Raw genomic sequence first — 16,870 nt, 5'->3', positions numbered from 1 at the left:
ACCCCAACTTGAGCATTGCAAAACCGTTCGCAATGGGCCGCGCGGGCGGCTTTGTAATGGATTGTTACCTAGCGGCCCCATGATACGTTTCGTTACATTTTTCAGTCAATTAGCGGATACATCCCGGTTCAATACCTATAATCTTGCTGCATGGCTGATGTGCATCATATCCTTATTGTCGACGACAGCCTTGAAATTCGAAATGCGGTCTCTCGCTATTTGGTGAAGAACGGGATGCGGGTTACGAAGGCCGAAAATGCGGCTGAAATGGATGCAGAATTGGCGAAGAGCCGGTTTGATCTGATCGTGCTGGATGTCATGATGCCGGGCGAAGACGGGCTTTCGGTGTGCCGGCGTCTGTCCTCAAATGGTTCAATACCTATTTTAATGCTCACGGCCCTTGGCGAAGAGATGGACCGCATTGTCGGCCTGGAAGTCGGCGCCGACGACTATCTGGCCAAGCCCTTTAATCCACGCGAATTACTGGCGCGCGTAAAGGCTATCATCAGACGTTCGTCCCGGCCCGAGGTGTTTGGCGGTACATTCACCGGAACGCGGGTCAGATTCGGGCATCAGACGTTGGATACCGACACGCGCGTGTTGACAAGTGATGAGGGCGCCGAGTCGCAACTCTCTGTCTCTGAGTTTAAGCTTCTGACAGTCCTTCTGGAGCGGCCGCGCCTCGTTCTAACGCGTGAGCAGCTTCTTGATCTAACTGCTGGGCGAACGCCCGGGCTGTTTGACCGGACGATCGACAATCAAGTCAGCAGGCTGCGACGCAGCGTCGAAAAGGACCCCATGCGCCCTAAGCTGATCACGACCGTGCGGGGCGGGGGGTATTGCCTGTCTACTGATGTCGAGGATGCAGGCTGATGCGCAGATTTTTGAGCAGCTTACAGGGCCAATTGGTGCTGCTGATCATCGGCTCTTTGATGCTGGCACAAGCGATCAGCCTGTGGCTTTTCGTGGACGAACGCGGGCTTGCGGTTCGCGCGGCACTGGGGGCTGAGGCGGCGGGGCGGGCCGCGAACGTCGCCCGCCTGATCGAGGAAGCACCGCCGGAATTACAGGCCTCGATCCTGCGCGCCGCTGACTCGCCGTTGGTGCGGTTCGACGTGACATCCACGCCGACTGTTGATCATCTGAATCATGTAGATGGCGGCAGCGTCGAGGCGCGTATGCGCACGCTTCTGGGGCCAGGCGATGACCGCCCGATCCGGGTCGAACTGCACGAGGCTGACGGCACGTTGATGCCAATGTCCCATATCAACGCGGATGCCAGCAATCTGCATCTACAAATGATGCAAGGCGGGCTGTCGTCGCTGGAAATGAGCGTGTCGGTTGGATTGCAGGATGGGCGGTGGCTGAATGTCGATACGCGGTTCAATCGACCTCCGCTGCAATGGCCGGTCATCTCGACCCTCAGTTTTGGCATCACCGCCGCTTTGCTGCTGATCGGCGCGGTATGGTTTCTTCTGAGTCGTCTTACTGGCCCGCTGAGGCGTGTGGCATCGGCAGCCGAAAGCTTTGGCAGAGGCGAGACGCCGGGCGCCTTGCCCGCAACGGGTCCGCGCGAGGTGCGCGATCTGACGGTCGCCTTTAACGACATGCAAGGCCGCCTGACCCGCCACATTGCAGACCGCACCAGAGTGCTGGCGGCGCTGGGACATGATCTGCGCTCGCCGCTGACGGCGCTACGTGTGCATGCCGAAATCGTCGATGAGGAGGACATTCGGATCAGCATGATTTCGTCCATCGAAGAGATGCAGGTTATGGTCGAATCCACCCTGGCATTCGCGCACGGCATGGCCACCTCGGAAGAAGCGCAGACTGTTGAAATGCGCGACTTTCTGAAGAGGCTTCAGCAGGACATGCATGATGGTTTTGAGGTCGGCGAGATCGACCAAGTAAATGTCCGGATGCGTCCGAACGCAATCCGCCGCGCCTTGCGGAATCTCATCGAGAACGCACAGCGATATGGGGGCGGTGCCACGGTGTCTGTTACGGACGTTGCAGAAACTATCGCTATCGAAATAGTCGATAACGGCTCGGGCGTTCCCGAAGCGGATCTGGAGCGCGTCTTTGAGCCTTTCTTTCGGCTTGAGAAATCACGCTCTCGCAATACGGGCGGGACAGGACTGGGCCTATCAATCGCCCGAACGATTGCCCGCGCCCATGGCGGCGATGTTCGTCTGGAGAACCGGCCAGAGGGCGGGCTGATGGCGGCGCTCATCCTGCCGCGAAAGGGTGCGGACCAGAGTTAACCGGCCCCAATGCCCCCCCCCGCAGGCAAGCGACCTGCGGGGAGCATTCTTTTTTTACAGCGTTCGTCAGAACATGATGCGCGTGCCGACAACGATGGAAAACGCATCCTTGTCCTCGCCCGCCGCGCGCAGCATGTCGGACGTGCCGCCGAAGGCCCGCTCGTAATTGACGCCGATATAGGGCGATACGGCGCGGTCGATCAGATCATAGCTGATGCGCGCGCCAATCTCGAATGTCGGCCCGCCCGCCGCTTGATTTCTGGCGGCATCGTCCTTCAGCGGCATGTTCATCTCGATGCTGGGCGTCAGGATCAGCCGGTTCGTCAGCAGCGCCTCATACTCGGCCTCGAAGCGAAAGAACGGATGGTCCGACACATAAAGATCAGCGTCGATTTCAAACCACTGCGGCGCCAGCCCCTTGACGCCAAAGACGGCGTTGTACCTGTCGGGGGCCCCGTCCGGTGTGCTTGCCTGAATACCGACGACCGAGTCAAAGAAGGTCGAAATCGGCATTTGCAGACGTAGCTGGTTCTCCAGCCCCTCAAAGTCGCCCGAGGATTCGCCAATCTCGCCCTCGCTGCGCCAGACGAAGCGCAACTCATCAGACCCGGCGAGCGCGTCGAAATCCCACACGAAGGCGTCTTCGCCGTCCATGAAACGGTATTCCAGCTGCTCGGCCTGAAAGCCCCAGATGATAGGCTCGGCCGCTGCTGGCGCGCCGATTATGGACGCCAGCGTCGCTGCCACTGCGGGCAGGTAAATCATTTTCATCGGTTCAACCCTTGTTTTGATAACGCCGTTCATGCCGGACCGCCTTCGACGATCACCTTGCGGAACATGCCCGCTTCGGCGTGGTAGGACAGGTGGCAGTGGAAGGCCCATTGGCCCGTCGCATCGACCTCGGTTTCGGTATAAACGGTGGTGCCGGGCGCAATGCTGACCGTGTGCTTGATCGGATCCCATTTGCCTTTGCCGGTGTCTAGGATCGACCACATGCCGTGCAGGTGCATCGGGTGCGACATCATCGTCTCGTTGATGAATTTGAAGCGGACACGCTCGCCATATTTCAGACGGATCGGTGCGGCATCATCCATCTTCACGCCGTTGATGGACCAGATATAGCGCTCCATGTTGCCTGTCAGACGCAGCTCAATCGTACGGGTCGCCGGGCGATCGCGATAAAGCGGCCGGGCTGCCTTCAGATCGTTGTAGGACAGGAACTTGCCACCGTTTGCCGCGCTCGGGATCAGCCCGCTGCCCGGTGCGTAGAATTCGCCGATCTTGCTGTCGCGGGCGCTGTGATTCATGCCTGCCATGCCACCTGACATGTCCATCTTGCTATGATCCATGCCCTTCATGCTGCGAGACATGTCCATTTTACTATGGTCCACGGCCTTAGCGCTGCCAGACATGTCCATCTTGCTGTGGTCCACGGCCTTCGTATCGCCTGACATGTCCATCTTGCTATGGTCCACGGCCTTCGTATCGCCGGAAATGTCCATCTTGCTGTGGTCCACGGCCTTCGTATCACCGGACATGTCCATCTTGCTATGGTCCATGCCTTCCATATCGCCGGACATGTCCATTTTGCTGTGATCCATGTCTTCGGGCATAGTGCTGCTCTGCGATGACATCGTCATGGCGCTGTGATCCATGCCACCCATGTCCATTCCTCCCATGTCCATACCGTCCATCATGCCGCCCATGTCGGCCATGGTCAGCAGCGGTTGCGGGCGCATCCGCGGAACGAGACCGGCGTAGCCCTGAGTGGGCGACAGCGATCCGCGAACCATCGCCGTGCGGCCCATGGATTCGGCGATGATGCCGTATGCCTTGGCCTCGCGCGGCTGCAGGATCACGTCATAAGTTTCCGCCACCGAGATACGCAGCTCGTCCACCGCTACCGGTTTGACGTCGTTCCCGTCGGCTTGAACAACTGTCATTTTCAGACCAGGTATCCGGACATCGAAATAGGTCATCGCCGACGAGTTAATCAGACGCAGGCGCACTTTTTCGCTCGGCTTAAAAATGCCAGTCCAGTTCTGCTGCGTGCCCATTCCGTTGATGAGGGGCGCGAAGCCCTGCACGTCCTCGATATCGGTCGGCATCATGCGCATTTTGCCCCACATCGCCCGATTTTGAAGCGCCTGCTTGAAGCCATCCTCGCGCGAGTCGCGCACCAGATCCTCCAGCGTGCGCTGCGCGCGATTGTAGTAGTCTGCCGACATTTTCAGATTGCGGAAAACCCGGCTGCCGTTGTGCGGATGCTTGTCGGTCAGTTGCACGACATAATCTCGCTGGACGCGGACCGTCTCGCCGCCCTTCGGCTCAATCACTATTGCGCCGAAGGCTCCGTCCGGCTCTTGGAAGCCGGTATGGCTGTGGAACCAGTACGTCCCGGCCTGCTTGATTGGGAACTGGTAGGTGAATGTCGTGCCCGGTTTAATCCCGTTGAAACTGATGCCGGGAACGCCGTCCTGCCGGAACGGTACGATCAACCCGTGCCAGTGTATTGATGTGCTTTCTCGCAGGTTATTCTTGACGTTGATCGTGACCTGCTCGCCTTCCTTAAAGCGCAGGACGGTCGGGCTCTGGCTGCCGTTATAGCCGATGCCGGTTTTCTTGAACTCGCCGGCATCGATGCGGATCCTGTCGACGCTGACATTGTAGGTGCCTGCCAGTGTCATGCCGCCAGATAGGGCGAGGGCGGCGGCCAATACGGCCGTCTTGAGAAGGGGGATGGGTTTCATCTCCGGTCCTTTCAGAATTGATTTGATAGCAGCGCAGCGGCGCCGCGTAACGTGCTGACGATTGCAGTCCAAAAATTGATCATGCCGCGACAAAGCGCGTCTGACTGAGGCAAAGGACTGTGTGTGGTCTGCTTTGACCGTCTGCTCGGCGGGGTGCAAAGCGAACAGGATCAGCCTCGCGGAGGCGGCGTTTCGCTGAAAGATGGCAGCTGATAAGGCACGACGATGCCGAAACTATACTCAACCGAAATCTGCATGGGCATTTGCTTTGGCAGCAGAGTTGGCTGCGGCAGAAGCGACGAGCAATGTGCCATCATAGCTCCGCAGCCACCTGTTTGCTCATGGGATGTCCCAGACGAGTGACAGTCGAGATCGGTCTGCATTGTCTGATGCATCGATGAAGGTTGGGCTGCCTCAGATTGGCTGGGCACGTAATTTGCGAACGACATATGCGGGAACGCTGCCGTGACCAAAACGGTCAAGGCAAGCAACCATCCCCAGAATATGCCGCGCGCGTGTGTCATATCACTCCATCGGTATCGGCATATGCCAATCATCGAGAAATCGCCTAAACTCGCGAAAACTGCAAGCTTACACTTGATTACATTAAAGACGCACTGGGTTGATTGACCCTCCAGCGCTGGAGTGTTTTCGTTTTGCAGAGACGGGGCATTGCCTCGCCGCTGTGCGGCATCACTTGCCCCAGTGTACCGCAAATACTGTTGAGGATAACAACATGAAATTTACGAAATCTATCGGCGCAGCAACTGCACTCATAGTGATTGCAGGGTCCGCGATGGCAGGTGCCGGACACGGATCGTCCATCGGCCAAGCGGGTGATCCCGCCAAAGTCGACCGCGTCATCGAGGTCAGCATGGACGAAATGAAATACGACCCAAAGACCATTAACGTCGAAAAGGGCGAGACGATCAAGTTCGTCGTCCGCAACGATGGAAACCTTGTCCACGAATTCAACCTTGGGACCAAAGAGACGTGGGACGGTCACAGTAAGGAAATGAAGGACATGATGAAGTCCGGCATGATGACGATGAAGAAGCTGAACCATGCCAAGATGATGGAGGGCGGCATGATGCACAACGACCCCAACAGCGCCCTACTGGAGCCAGGTCAAACCGCCGAGGTGGTCTGGACCTTTACCGAGGCCACCGAAATGGGCTTTGCCTGCAACGTACCGGGCCACCGCGAAGGCGGCATGGCAGGAGAGATCGCGTTCTCAGGTCACTGAGTTTGCCCAAACAGACTGAGGGCGCGCTATGCGCCTTTCGTTTCTGGGAACCCGCGTTTCAGCCGTCGGCGACGGCTGGCGTGATCCTGCAGCATTAGTTTGAAAGTACGCGGCAAACGGCCGTGACAGGAACCATTTTTTGTCATGCTGGGTTGCATACCCATGAGGGCAATCCACCAGCACGAGGGAACTAGAAATAATGACGGATCAACGCAATTCTAAGGGCGGTGGCAGCGCGGGATACGGGCGCTTTGCCGCAATGATCGCTACATCCACGGTCGTGATGTTTGGGCTGATGTATCTGAATACCTACGCGCTTGATCACGTCTTCTTTTCGCAGACGCGGATGTGGATGGCGCTCTACATGGGCGCGGCAATGGCTGTAATCATGCTGGCTTTTATGCTTGGGATGTACTCCAATCGCCGGGCCAACATCGCAATCTTTGCCGGGGCAATAGCCGCCTTCGCCGTCTCGCTATGGCTGGTGCGTAGCCAAGAGACGGTTGAAGACATCGCTTGGATGAAAGCGATGATCCCCCACCATTCCATTGCCATTTTGACGAGCGAACGCGCAAATATTTCCGATCCACGGGTGCGCGCGCTTGCCGACGCGATTGTCGAAGCGCAACGCGGTGAAATCTCAGAAATGAAACGATATATTGCCGACATCGAAGCTAACGGCGATGCCGCCGCGGGAACGCCGCGTGATACGGTGAATTAGATGTATCGCAGTCTGTGTGTCCGCTCACCTAAGGCCAGCCCTAAGCGTGCATGGCTGAAAAAATGCTGAATGCCTCGTGTTGAGCGACACCTTGTTTAATGGCTACTTTTTTGTGCAAAGCCAGCTGCGATGGTTGATTGATTTTATCTATTTATGCGAAAATGTACGCTTGTTTATCTAACCTGCAGGAACATCGATATTCGTCTTCACGCAGAACAGCGGCAGGGATTTTGCCTCAGCGACATGCTAAGTTTGACAAGATCAGCGCCTCTCTGCCGTTACGCCCATACCTTCGGTAGCACGCACAGCATCTCGTATAGAAGGTTGGCGCCAATCATCGCCGTCGCCCCAGTGGTGTCATATTGCGGAGACACCTCTACCAGATCGGCGCCGACGATATTCAGCCCCTTGCAGCCGCGCACGATCTCCAGCGCCTGAATGGTCGTCAGCCCGCCAATTTCCATCGTGCCGGTGCCGGGCGCAACTGACGGATCGAGGCTGTCGATATCGTAGGTCAGATAGCAGGGGGTATCGCCGATCTGTGCGCGGATCTGTTCCATCAGCGGGGTCATCGACTTGTGCCAGCACGCCTCGGCCTCGACAACGGTAAAGCCCTGGCGGCGGCCCCAGTCGAAATCATCCGGCTCATACCCGGTGCCCCGAAGGCCGATCTGGAACACCTTGTCGGTTTGTAGCAAGCCGTCCTCGACCGCGCGGCGAAAGGGGGTCCCGTGAGCGATCTTTTCGCCAAACATGGTGTCGTTGATATCGGCATGGGCATCAACGTGCACCAGCGCGACGGGGCCGTGTTTTTTGGCAATGGCGCGCAGCACCGGATAGGTCAGCGTGTGGTCGCCGCCAAGCGTCAGGGGAACGACATCGTGCTTCAGAATCTCGTCATAGGCGGCGGTGATGATATCGACGGTCTTTTTCAGATCGAACGTGTTGATCGCCACGTCGCCGATGTCGGCCACTTGCATCTTGGCAAATGGCCCGGCTCCGGTGGCCATGTTGTAGGGGCGCATCATGCCGCTTTCGGCCCGGATTGCGCGCGGGCCGTGGCGGGTCCCTGCGCGGTTCGACGTGCCGATATCCATCGGAATTCCCACGAAACAGGCGTCCAGCCCCTCGGCCGTGTCTTGGGTCGGGAGGCGCATCATTGTGGTATGCCCGCCAAAGCGCGGCATGTCGTTGCCGCCAAGCGGTTGGTTGAATTGTGGTGTGTCGCTCATGAGTGATTCCCTCGTAATGATGTGACGCGTTTCGCGGCAGTCTAGGGCAGGGTGCGAACGAGAAGAACATAGCGCATCAATTTTTTGCTGTGTGCAATCTGATCCCTTGAAAACATGGGTCAATCACCGCCCTCTCAAACCTCGCCCTTCCACTCGGTCACGGCACCGCATAGCATTCCTCTGACTCGGCCCCGCCAAAGGAGATCCGCCATGCCCGATGCCCTGCCTCTGACCATGAAGGCTGCCGTTTGCCCCGCGCCCGGCGCGCCACTGGAGATGCGCGAGGTTGCGACGCCTACCCCCGGACCGGGCGAGGTTTTGGTCAAGCTGGAGACATGCGGCATTTGCCATTCGGACCTGCACCTGCGTGACGGGCAAGAGAATCTTCCGTATAGTTACTATCCTCTTATCCTTGGACATGAGGGGATCGGGCGCGTCGTTGCTATTGGGCCGGGCGCAAAAAAGGGGCCGGCCATCGGCACGCGCATTGGGCTGCCGTGGATCTATGACACCTGCCTATCGTGCCGGCCCTGCATGACGGGCCATGAGGTGCTTTGCGCAGAAAATACCGCGCGCGGTGTGCAGAAACACGGCGCATTTTCTGAATACGCGTTATGCCCCGTTGATTTCGCTGTGGAAATTCCAGAGGCGATTGACCCGCTCAAGGGCGCGCCGCTGCTCTGTGCGGGCCTTACCGCATGGTCGGCCCTGCGCAAGACACGGCTTGAGGCGGGCACGAACGTATTGATAATGGGTGCAGGCGGCCTTGGCCAATACGCGATCCTGATCGCTTTGGCGCGCGGCGCGCGGGTCATGGTCGTAGACCGCGACGAGGCCAAGCTGAAGATCGCGTCCAAGCTGGGCGCTGAGGTCACTGTGCTGGCAGGCGAGGGCGCAGGCCAGCAGATCAAGGATGCGGGCGGCGCCGATGTAGTGCTGAACTTTGCACCCAGCCCTGCGATCTGGGACACCATCGAGGCGGCGGTAAATCCGATGGCCGACATCGTTGCGGTCGCTATGGTCCACGATCCTATGCCGCTTTCGATGATGTGGTTGCTGAATGGCGGGCACCGCGTATTTGGCTCGTCCGTAGGTAGCCGGACCGAGACGGCCGATTTTCTGGCGTTCGCCGCCAGCCATCCGTTGAAGGTAGATGTCGAGGCTGTCCGCTTTGACGATGTGGACGCCGCGCTGAATCGGTTGAAATCGGGCGAAGTCAAAGGCAGGCTCTGCATTGATTTCGCACGCTGACGGCATTTCGAAAGCAGACAAGGAGGCCAGTGATGGACCCGATCGACAAATCCAACCGCCGCGTGGCGAACATTTTTACGTCGAAATTCACGCCAATCCAAACCGACGGCGTGCCAGATGGCGACGTGCTGCAACTGAATGACGCCCGCCCGCTGGGCGCTGGATTCTACGTTTATCGCATGGCGCCTGGCCATACCACGGTGGCCCACAAACATAAGGGCGACGAGGAATTCCTGATCATCGAGGGGGACTTGACCGACAATGACGGCACGGAATACGGCCCCGGCGATCTTGTTTGGCTAAAGGACGGGACTGAACATCACTCGACCACGCGGGATGGTTGCCTGATCGCTGTTTTCGCCGACATGCCAGACGATTTCCCGGCGCGCTAGGCAATTGGCCGCGCTGGGCGCCGCGCCGTGCGTTTTCGCGCCTTGCAAATAGGGTCGCACGGCCATAGGTTCCGCGAAAATCCGCGGGGTGTGCCCCCGCTTTCATCAAGGAGTATCCCCCATGGAAGGCGGAGCATTCGCACAATTCATTCCTCTGATACTGATCTTTGCGATCATGTATTTCCTGCTGATCCGTCCGCAGCAGCGCAAGCTGAAGACGCACCGCGCCATGGTGGAAAACCTGCGCCGCGGCGATCAGGTCATCACTCAGGGCGGCCTGATTGGCAAAGTGTCCAAGGTCAAAGACGAGGATGAGGTCGAAGTCGAGCTGGCCCCGAATCTCAAGGTTCGTGTTGTCAAATCGACCATCGCGCAGGTCGTATCCAAGACCGAGCCAGCGAACGACGCACCCAAGGCCTAAACCTAGGCCTTATCCTACCGGGCGCGGGCCCAATAAACCGCCAGCTCTGCACAAAAGGCGCCGAAATGCTTCAGATCGACCTATGGAAACGTATTTGCATATGGGGTCTCGTCGCCCTCGGCATCCTTTTGGCGGTGCCGAATGGCTTCTACTCTCGGGTCGAGGCGCATAACGACGCGGCCAAGATCGTGGCCGATGGCGGCGATCCTGCGCAAGTGCAGAGCGCACTGGATGGCTGGCCGTCTTGGATGCCTAGCGGTCTGGTCAATCTTGGCCTCGACCTGCGCGGCGGCGCGCATCTGCTGGCCGAGGTCAAGGTGCAGGACGTTTATCAATCGCGAATTGAGGGTATGTGGCCCGCCGTGCGCGACTTGCTGCGTGAAAACCGCGAAGAGATCGGCACAATCCGGCTGGAGCCATCAACCGGCCCCGAACTGGTCGTGCAACTGAACGAGCGGCCCGAGCAGACTCAGCGCGCCGCCGAGTTGGTGCGCACCCTTGCGACGCCCGTCGCCAGCATAACCGCCGCCGGTGCCAGCGATATCGACGTGACCACGCGCCAAGGCGCCATCGTTGTGCGTCTGTCGGAGGCCGAACAGAGTGCCACTGACGAGCGCACCGTTCGGCAGGCGCTGGAGATTATTCGCCGCCGTATCGACGAGGTTGGTACACGCGAGCCGACGATCCAGCGCCAAGGCAGCGACCGTATCTTGATCCAAGTGCCCGGCATCGGCAGTGCGACAGAGCTGAAAGAAATCATCGGCACCACGGCTCAGCTGACATTTCAACCCGTGGTAGGCCGTGCATCTTCGGCGGATGAGCGCGCAGGTGCCGGCAACGAAGTGCTCCCATCGCTAAATGAGGAGGGCGTTTTTTACGTGCTAGAGCGCGCGCCCGTCGTCACTGGCGATGAATTGGTTGATGCGCAGCCCGATTTTGACCAGAACGGCCGGGCCGCTGTGTCTTTCCGCTTTAACCCCACTGGCGCGCGCGCTTTTGGCGAATATACAGCGGCCAATATCGGTAGCCCCTTCGCCATCGTTCTGGATAATGAGGTCATCAGCGCCCCGGTAATCCAGAGCCATATCGCCGGCGGATCGGGCATCATCACCGGCAATTTCAGCGTCGAAGAGAGCACGAACCTCGCGGTTCTTTTGCGTGCGGGCGCGTTGCCTGCGGGTCTGGAATTCCTCGAAGAGCGCACCATCGGCCCCGAACTGGGCGCCGATAGCATCGACGCGGGCAAGATTGCGTGCATGGTTGCCTTCGGATTGGTGCTAATCTTTATGTTCGCAAGCTATGGCCTCTTTGGTCTGTTTGCCAATATCGCGCTGATCATAAACGTCGGGCTGATGTTCGGCCTACTCAGCCTTATCGGCGCTACGCTGACACTGCCGGGCATCGCGGGCATCGTGCTTACCATCGGTATGGCGGTAGACGCTAACGTACTGATTTTTGAGCGTATTCGCGAGGAAATGAAGTCGGCCAAGGGCGCCGCCCGCGCCATTGAACTGGGCTATGAGAAGGCGCTGAGCGCTATCGTTGATGCAAACATCACCACGCTCATCACGGCCATCATCCTCTTTGCAATGGGTAGCGGCCCGGTCCGCGGCTTTGCCATTACCCTTGGGCTTGGCATCATCACGTCGGTCTTTACCGCCATCTTCGTCACGCGCCTGATCACCATCATGTGGTTTGAGCGTAAGCGCCCCAAAACCGTGCTTCAGGGCCGGTCCCTGCGCATGGTCCGCGACCAGACCAGCGTTAATTTCTTTCGCCGCTGGAAGTTGTCGATTGGCCTGTCGGTCGTGCTGATCGTGCTGGCGTCAGGGTCCTTCATGCTTCAGGGCCTGAACTTTGGCATCGATTTCCGCGGCGGTACCACGATCCGTACCCAAAGCGAGCAAAGCGTCGATATTGCGCAATACCGCGCAGCGATGCAGACACTCGATCTGGGTGATATCAGCATTACCGAGGTGTTTGATCCCAGCTTTGGCGCCGATCAGAACGTGGCAATGGTCCGTATTCAGGCGCAGGATGAGGTTGAGGCGGTGACGCCCGAAACCATCGCCGCCGTTGAGGCCGCATTGCAAGCAGCAGTGCCAGACATCACCTTTACCTCCGTCGAAAGCGTCGGGCCGAAGGTGTCTGGCGAGTTGATCATGACCGCAGCTATTGCAGTGCTGCTCGCCATCGGGGCTGTGTTGGTCTACATCTGGCTGCGTTTCGAATGGCAGTTTGCCGTCGGCGCAGTCGTGGCGTTGGTGCATGACGTGATCCTCACTATCGGCGTATTCTCCGAGATCCAGTTGCAATTCGATCTGGCGACTATTGCGGCTCTGCTGACGATTGTGGGCTATTCGCTGAACGATACAGTGATCGTATTTGACCGGGTCCGCGAGAATCTGCGCAAGTACAAGACAAAGCCGCTGATCGAGGTGCTGAACCTTTCGATCAATGAGACGCTGAGCCGGACGATTGTGACCTCGTTCACCACGATGCTGGCGCTCCTTGCGCTCTATTTCCTTGGCGGCGACGTTATTCGGGGCTTTGTCTTTGCGATGATGTGGGGGATCGTGGTGGGTACGTACAGTTCGATCTTTGTTGCCTCGACGCTGCTGCTGTGGATGGGGGTCAAGCGTGACTGGACCAAGCCTGACGCCAATTCCGGGAATCAATTTGCCAACGTAGATGCCTGACGCGGCCCTTGCCGCGCTGGCGCTGCCCGGCTTTTGGTGGCTGGCGGCGACCATTGCGGTGGCGGGCATCGTGCGTGGCTTTACCGGCTTCGGAACGGCGCTGATCTTTGTGCCGGTGGCGGGCCTTTTTCTACCAGCGGCGCAGGTGGTCGCAACGATCACAATGCTTGGCTTTGCCAGCACCGCCGCGCTACTTCCGCGTGCATGGCGGCAGGGCAACAGGGGCGAGGTAGGCCTGTTAATACTGGCCGCATTGCCGACTGTCCCGCTGGGGCTGATGGTGATGGCGCATTTGGACAGTACCACTGTGCGATGGATTGTCGCGGCCATCGGCACGGCGACGCTGGGCGCGCTCGTGTCTGGGTGGCGCTACGTGGGCGCAGTGCGCCCGCCGATGTTGCTGGCCATTGGCGCGGCCGCAGGGCTGCTGGGCGGCATGACGGGCCTGACCGGGCCGGTCGTTATCCTGTTCTACCTCGCGGGGCAGGGCGTGGCGCAATCAGTGCGGGCTAACACGATCCTCTTCCTTGCCGCGCTGGACGTTGTGATCGTGGGCAATCTGCTGTTGGGTGGTATCACGACTATTCAAACCGTATATCTGGCCGGATTGCTGGCTGTGCCCTACTTGTTTACCACAGTGATCGGCCAGGCACTGTTTCACCCCTCGCGCGAGCGGCTATACCGCCGCGCTGCGCTGGCCGTTATAGCGTTGGCAGTCACCACTGGCCTGCCAATCTGGGAATAGGGAGTGACGATATGCAGTTGAATGAGATCACATTTTCCGAGGCGACGCCGATCGACGGCTATGGACCCGGCTTTTTCCGTGTGGGCGGCACCATTTTCAAAGGTGCGGTCCTCGTGACTGAGACAGGCGCGCGCGGCTGGGGCGGGCTGAATGATGCACAGCCGTTGCTGGATCTGGTCGGAGCTATCGACGTGATCTTTCTCGGCACTGGCCCCGAAATTGCGCATATTCCCAATGATTTGCGCGACGCGCTGGAGGGAGCGGGGATTGGCGTTGAAACGATGAGTTCGCCCGCTGCCTGCCGCACCTACAACGTGCTATTGTCCGAGGGTCGCCGTGTCGCGGCGGCTGTTCTTCCGGTCTAGCTTCCCCCCTCGCGCGGATTGCGCTACTCGTAGCGGCATGTTGCTAACTGCCAAAAATCTAAGCGTCTCGCGCGGCGGTATCGCCGTACTGGAGGGCGTGACGCTGTCGCTGGCGCCCGGGCAGGCGCTGGTCCTGCGTGGCCCCAATGGTGCAGGCAAGACGACGCTGTTGCGCACGCTGGCCGGGCTGCAACCGCCACTGAAAGGCAGCGTGCATGCCGAAGAGGGCGCGCTGGTATATGCTGGCCATGCGGACGGCATCAAGGGTGCGCTGACCGTGCATGAAAACCTCGCTTTTTGGGCTGCGATATTTGGTGGCGGGGATGTGCCTGCGGCCCTCAATACCTACGCGCTGGGCTCGCTTGCGGATCGCCCGGCGGCGGCGCTGTCGGCGGGCCAGAAACGCCGTCTCGGCCTTGCCCGCCTGATTGTTGCGCGCCGCGCTGTCTGGCTACTGGACGAGCCGACGGTCTCGCTGGATGCCGCCGCGACGGAAATCTTTGTGACCGCCGTCCGCGCGCATCTGAGCGGGGGCGGCGCGGCAATCGTCGCCACCCACATCGAGCTGGGCCTGAATGAGGCCGCAGTGTTTGACGTTAGCTCCTGCAAGGCGCGCTTCACCGCGCTGGATGATTTCGACGAGGCATTCCTGTGATAGCGCTGCTGATCCGCGATTTACGTCTTGCGGTGCGGTCGGGCGGCGGCTTCGGCCTTGGCCTCGCGTTCTTTTTGATCGTCGTGGTGCTGGTGCCTTTTGCAGTAGGCCCAAGGGCCGATTTGCACCGCGTGATCGCGCCGGGCGTTTTATGGCTGGGCGCGCTGCTTGCCTGCCTTTTGTCGCTCGACCGGATATTCGCGCTGGATCACGAGGATGGATCTCTGGATCTGCTTGCCACCGCTCCGCTGCCGCTGGAGGCGCTGACCTGTATCAAGGCGCTGGCCCATTGGCTGACGACCGGCCTGCCTCTGGTGCTGGCCGCACCCGTTCTTGGCGTGCTGATGAACCTGCCAGCGCCCGGATATGTGCCGCTGATCCTGTCGCTTGCGCTGGGCACGCCAGCCCTTAGCGTCATTGGCACATTCGGCGCCGCCCTGACCGTGGGCGTGCGCAGGGGCGGCCTGCTGATGTCCCTCTTGGTGCTGCCACTCTACGTACCTACATTGATCTTTGGCGCCGAGGCCGCGCGGCGCGGCGCAGAGGGGCTACCCTACACTACGCCGCTGATAATGCTGGCCGGGATCACCTGCGGCACCATCGCCCTCTTGCCCTTCGCCTCGGCTGCGGTAGTAAGGGTCAACCTGCGCTAGTTGCTGGGGAAAGGAATATCATGGCCTCGCTTTGGGAATACGCGAACCCGCGAAAATTCATCGCGACCTCGGACCGCGTGCTGCCATGGGTCGGTGCGGCTGCGCTGGTGTCGTTGGCGACTGGTCTGATCTGGGGCTTTTTCTTCACCCCCGAGGATTACCGCCAAGGCGCGAGCGTCAAGATCATCTATCTGCACGTTCCCGCCGCCCTCATGGCGATCAATGCGTGGCTGATGATGCTGGTCGCGTCGCTCATTTGGATTGTGCGGCGCCATCATGTCAGCGCGCTGGCCGCCCGCGCCGCCGCGCCAGTGGGCGCGGTGATGACGGTGATCGCGCTGGTCACCGGAGCGTTATGGGGCCAGCCGATCTGGGGGACGTGGTGGGTGTGGGACCCGCGCCTGACGTCTTTCCTGATCCTGTTTCTGTTTTATCTGGGCTACATCGCGCTGTGGTCAGCTATCGAGGACGGCGATACCGCCGCCGACCTCACCTCGGTCCTGTGCCTCGTCGGATCGGTGTTCGCGCTTCTTAGCCGTTACGCGGTACTGTTCTGGAATCAGGGCCTGCATCAGGGCGCGTCTCTTAGCCTGGACAAGGAAGAGAACGTAGCAGATGTGTTCTATCTGCCGCTGCTGGTGTGCATCGCGGGATTTAGCCTGCTGTTCGTCGCGCTCGTTCTGATGCGTACCCAAACCGAAATTCGGGCGCGCCGGATGCGCGCGCTGCTGGCTCGCGAGAGGATGCTGTGATGCCTGAACTGGGAAAATATGCTGTTGCTGTACTGGCGTCCTACGGTGTGTCGCTGGCGCTGTTGGGGGCGCTGGGTGCGTTTAGCCTGATGCGGGCGCGCCGGATGCGCCAGCAGCTTGAGACGCTTGAGAGGCGGGTGCGCGGCAATGGCTAAAATCTCGCCCCTGATGATCGCACCGCCGGTCCTTTTCGCCTGCCTCGCGGGGCTGTTCTTTGTCGGGATGCAGCGCGGCGATCCTGATGCGCTGCCATCGGTGTTCATCGGCCAACCCGCACCGCCGGTCGCAGCCGAGGGGCTGGACGGACGGGTGCTGCTAACCGATGCAGACCTGCGCAGTGGCGATATCACTATCGTAAATTTCTGGGCAAGCTGGTGCCCGCCCTGCCGCGCCGAACACCCCAAGCTCAAGGCGCTGAATGCAGAAGGCCTCCGCGTCGCCGGCATCAACTTTAAAGATACCGCGCCGCAGGCCCAGGGGTATCTGGAAGATGATGGCGATCCCTTCTTTGCCCTCGGCTTTGACCCCAAGGGGGTCACGGCAATCGACTGGGGCGTTACCGCGCCGCCAGAGACGTTCATCGTGGGCGGCGATGGTACTGTGCTGTTCCGTTATGCCGGCCCATTGATCGGTAGCGACTACGAGCAGCGGTTTCGCCCTGCGCTGAACAAGGCGCTGCAAGACGCGCAAGACCAATAAAAACGCCCGCAAGCCTAAAGGCTGC

The 16,870-nt window shown here is 59.7% G+C and carries 18 protein-coding genes; 15 read left to right on the top strand and 3 right to left on the bottom strand.

Going from position 1 to position 16,870, the window contains the following annotated elements; genetic code table 11:
* Positions 1–150: 150 nt before the first annotated feature.
* Positions 151–873 carry a response regulator gene (locus MK6180000_RS13930; RefSeq protein WP_138935276.1) on the top strand — a complete coding sequence of 241 codons (723 nt, stop codon included), beginning with the start codon at positions 151–153 and terminating at the stop codon, positions 871–873.
* On the top strand, positions 873–2,264 hold the full coding sequence (locus tag MK6180000_RS13925) for an ATP-binding protein (protein ID WP_138935275.1): 1,392 nt from the start codon (positions 873–875) through the stop codon (positions 2,262–2,264). The genes MK6180000_RS13930 and MK6180000_RS13925 overlap by 1 nt, the downstream gene beginning before the upstream one ends.
* A gap of 66 nt (positions 2,265–2,330) precedes the next feature.
* On the opposite strand, the gene MK6180000_RS13920 is transcribed toward MK6180000_RS13925, so the two are convergent.
* Positions 2,331–3,035, bottom strand: a complete 705-nt coding sequence (locus MK6180000_RS13920) for a copper resistance protein B (RefSeq protein WP_138935274.1) — start codon at positions 3,033–3,035, stop codon at positions 2,331–2,333.
* A 29-nt stretch (positions 3,036–3,064) separates the two neighbouring features.
* Positions 3,065–5,014 (bottom strand): multicopper oxidase domain-containing protein, encoded by a 1,950-nt coding sequence (locus MK6180000_RS13915; RefSeq protein WP_212751906.1) that lies wholly within the window; start codon positions 5,012–5,014, stop codon positions 3,065–3,067.
* 736 nt (positions 5,015–5,750) lie between these two features.
* Here MK6180000_RS13915 and MK6180000_RS13910 point away from each other — a divergent pair.
* Together MK6180000_RS13910 and MK6180000_RS13905 are read left to right on the top strand one after the other, a co-directional pair.
* A complete protein-coding gene (locus MK6180000_RS13910) occupies positions 5,751–6,260 on the top strand; it encodes a cupredoxin domain-containing protein (protein ID WP_138935273.1) in 510 nt (169 codons plus the stop codon).
* A 199-nt stretch (positions 6,261–6,459) separates the two neighbouring features.
* Entirely contained in the window at positions 6,460–6,981 is a 522-nt protein-coding gene (locus tag MK6180000_RS13905; RefSeq protein ID WP_138935272.1) for a DUF305 domain-containing protein, read from the top strand.
* Between the two features lie 278 nt (positions 6,982–7,259).
* Here MK6180000_RS13905 and speB read toward each other — a convergent pair whose 3' ends face one another.
* Positions 7,260–8,213, bottom strand: a complete 954-nt coding sequence (gene speB / locus MK6180000_RS13900; RefSeq protein ID WP_138935271.1) for an agmatinase — start codon at positions 8,211–8,213, stop codon at positions 7,260–7,262.
* 210 nt (positions 8,214–8,423) lie between these two features.
* Here speB and MK6180000_RS13895 point away from each other — a divergent pair, with 210 nt between their 5' ends.
* The 11 genes from MK6180000_RS13895 to MK6180000_RS13845 all read left to right on the top strand — a co-directional run bounded on the left by MK6180000_RS13895 (position 8,424) and on the right by MK6180000_RS13845 (position 16,845).
* On the top strand, positions 8,424–9,464 hold the full coding sequence (locus MK6180000_RS13895; RefSeq protein WP_171054631.1) for an alcohol dehydrogenase catalytic domain-containing protein: 1,041 nt from the start codon (positions 8,424–8,426) through the stop codon (positions 9,462–9,464).
* 32 nt (positions 9,465–9,496) lie between these two features.
* On the top strand, positions 9,497–9,856 hold the full coding sequence (locus tag MK6180000_RS13890; RefSeq protein ID WP_138935269.1) for a cupin domain-containing protein: 360 nt from the start codon (positions 9,497–9,499) through the stop codon (positions 9,854–9,856).
* 121 nt (positions 9,857–9,977) lie between these two features.
* Complete coding sequence (gene yajC / locus MK6180000_RS13885) at positions 9,978–10,277, top strand: preprotein translocase subunit YajC (protein WP_138935268.1); 300 nt, start codon at positions 9,978–9,980, stop codon at positions 10,275–10,277.
* A 65-nt stretch (positions 10,278–10,342) separates the two neighbouring features.
* Entirely contained in the window at positions 10,343–12,976 is a 2,634-nt protein-coding gene (gene secD / locus MK6180000_RS13880) for a protein translocase subunit SecD (protein WP_138935267.1), read from the top strand.
* Positions 12,969–13,721, top strand: a complete 753-nt coding sequence (locus MK6180000_RS13875; RefSeq protein WP_138935266.1) for a sulfite exporter TauE/SafE family protein — start codon at positions 12,969–12,971, stop codon at positions 13,719–13,721. Before secD ends, MK6180000_RS13875 begins: the two co-directional genes overlap by 8 nt.
* An 11-nt stretch (positions 13,722–13,732) precedes the next feature.
* Positions 13,733–14,086 carry an Mth938-like domain-containing protein gene (locus tag MK6180000_RS13870; protein ID WP_138935265.1) on the top strand — a complete coding sequence of 118 codons (354 nt, stop codon included), beginning with the start codon at positions 13,733–13,735 and terminating at the stop codon, positions 14,084–14,086.
* Positions 14,087–14,123: 37 nt separating this feature from the next.
* Positions 14,124–14,741: a heme ABC exporter ATP-binding protein CcmA gene (ccmA, locus tag MK6180000_RS13865; protein WP_138935264.1), complete on the top strand. Its 618-nt coding sequence runs from the start codon at positions 14,124–14,126 to the stop codon at positions 14,739–14,741.
* On the top strand, positions 14,738–15,394 hold the full coding sequence (ccmB, locus tag MK6180000_RS13860; RefSeq protein WP_138935263.1) for a heme exporter protein CcmB: 657 nt from the start codon (positions 14,738–14,740) through the stop codon (positions 15,392–15,394). Before ccmA ends, ccmB begins: the two co-directional genes overlap by 4 nt.
* A gap of 20 nt (positions 15,395–15,414) precedes the next feature.
* Positions 15,415–16,146: a heme ABC transporter permease gene (locus tag MK6180000_RS13855; protein WP_138935262.1), complete on the top strand. Its 732-nt coding sequence runs from the start codon at positions 15,415–15,417 to the stop codon at positions 16,144–16,146.
* Positions 16,146–16,301: a heme exporter protein CcmD gene (gene ccmD / locus MK6180000_RS13850; RefSeq protein ID WP_138935261.1), complete on the top strand. Its 156-nt coding sequence runs from the start codon at positions 16,146–16,148 to the stop codon at positions 16,299–16,301. Before MK6180000_RS13855 ends, ccmD begins: the two co-directional genes overlap by 1 nt.
* A complete protein-coding gene (locus MK6180000_RS13845; protein ID WP_138935260.1) occupies positions 16,294–16,845 on the top strand; it encodes a DsbE family thiol:disulfide interchange protein in 552 nt (183 codons plus the stop codon). Before ccmD ends, MK6180000_RS13845 begins: the two co-directional genes overlap by 8 nt.
* The last annotated feature ends 25 nt before the right edge of the window (positions 16,846–16,870 follow it).

This window comes from Roseovarius arcticus (assembly GCF_006125015.1).
Classification (GTDB): Bacteria; Pseudomonadota; Alphaproteobacteria; order Rhodobacterales; family Rhodobacteraceae; genus Roseovarius; species Roseovarius arcticus.
Note: the sequence above shows the minus strand (reverse complement) of the source record. Positions and strands in the feature narration are given on the sequence as shown.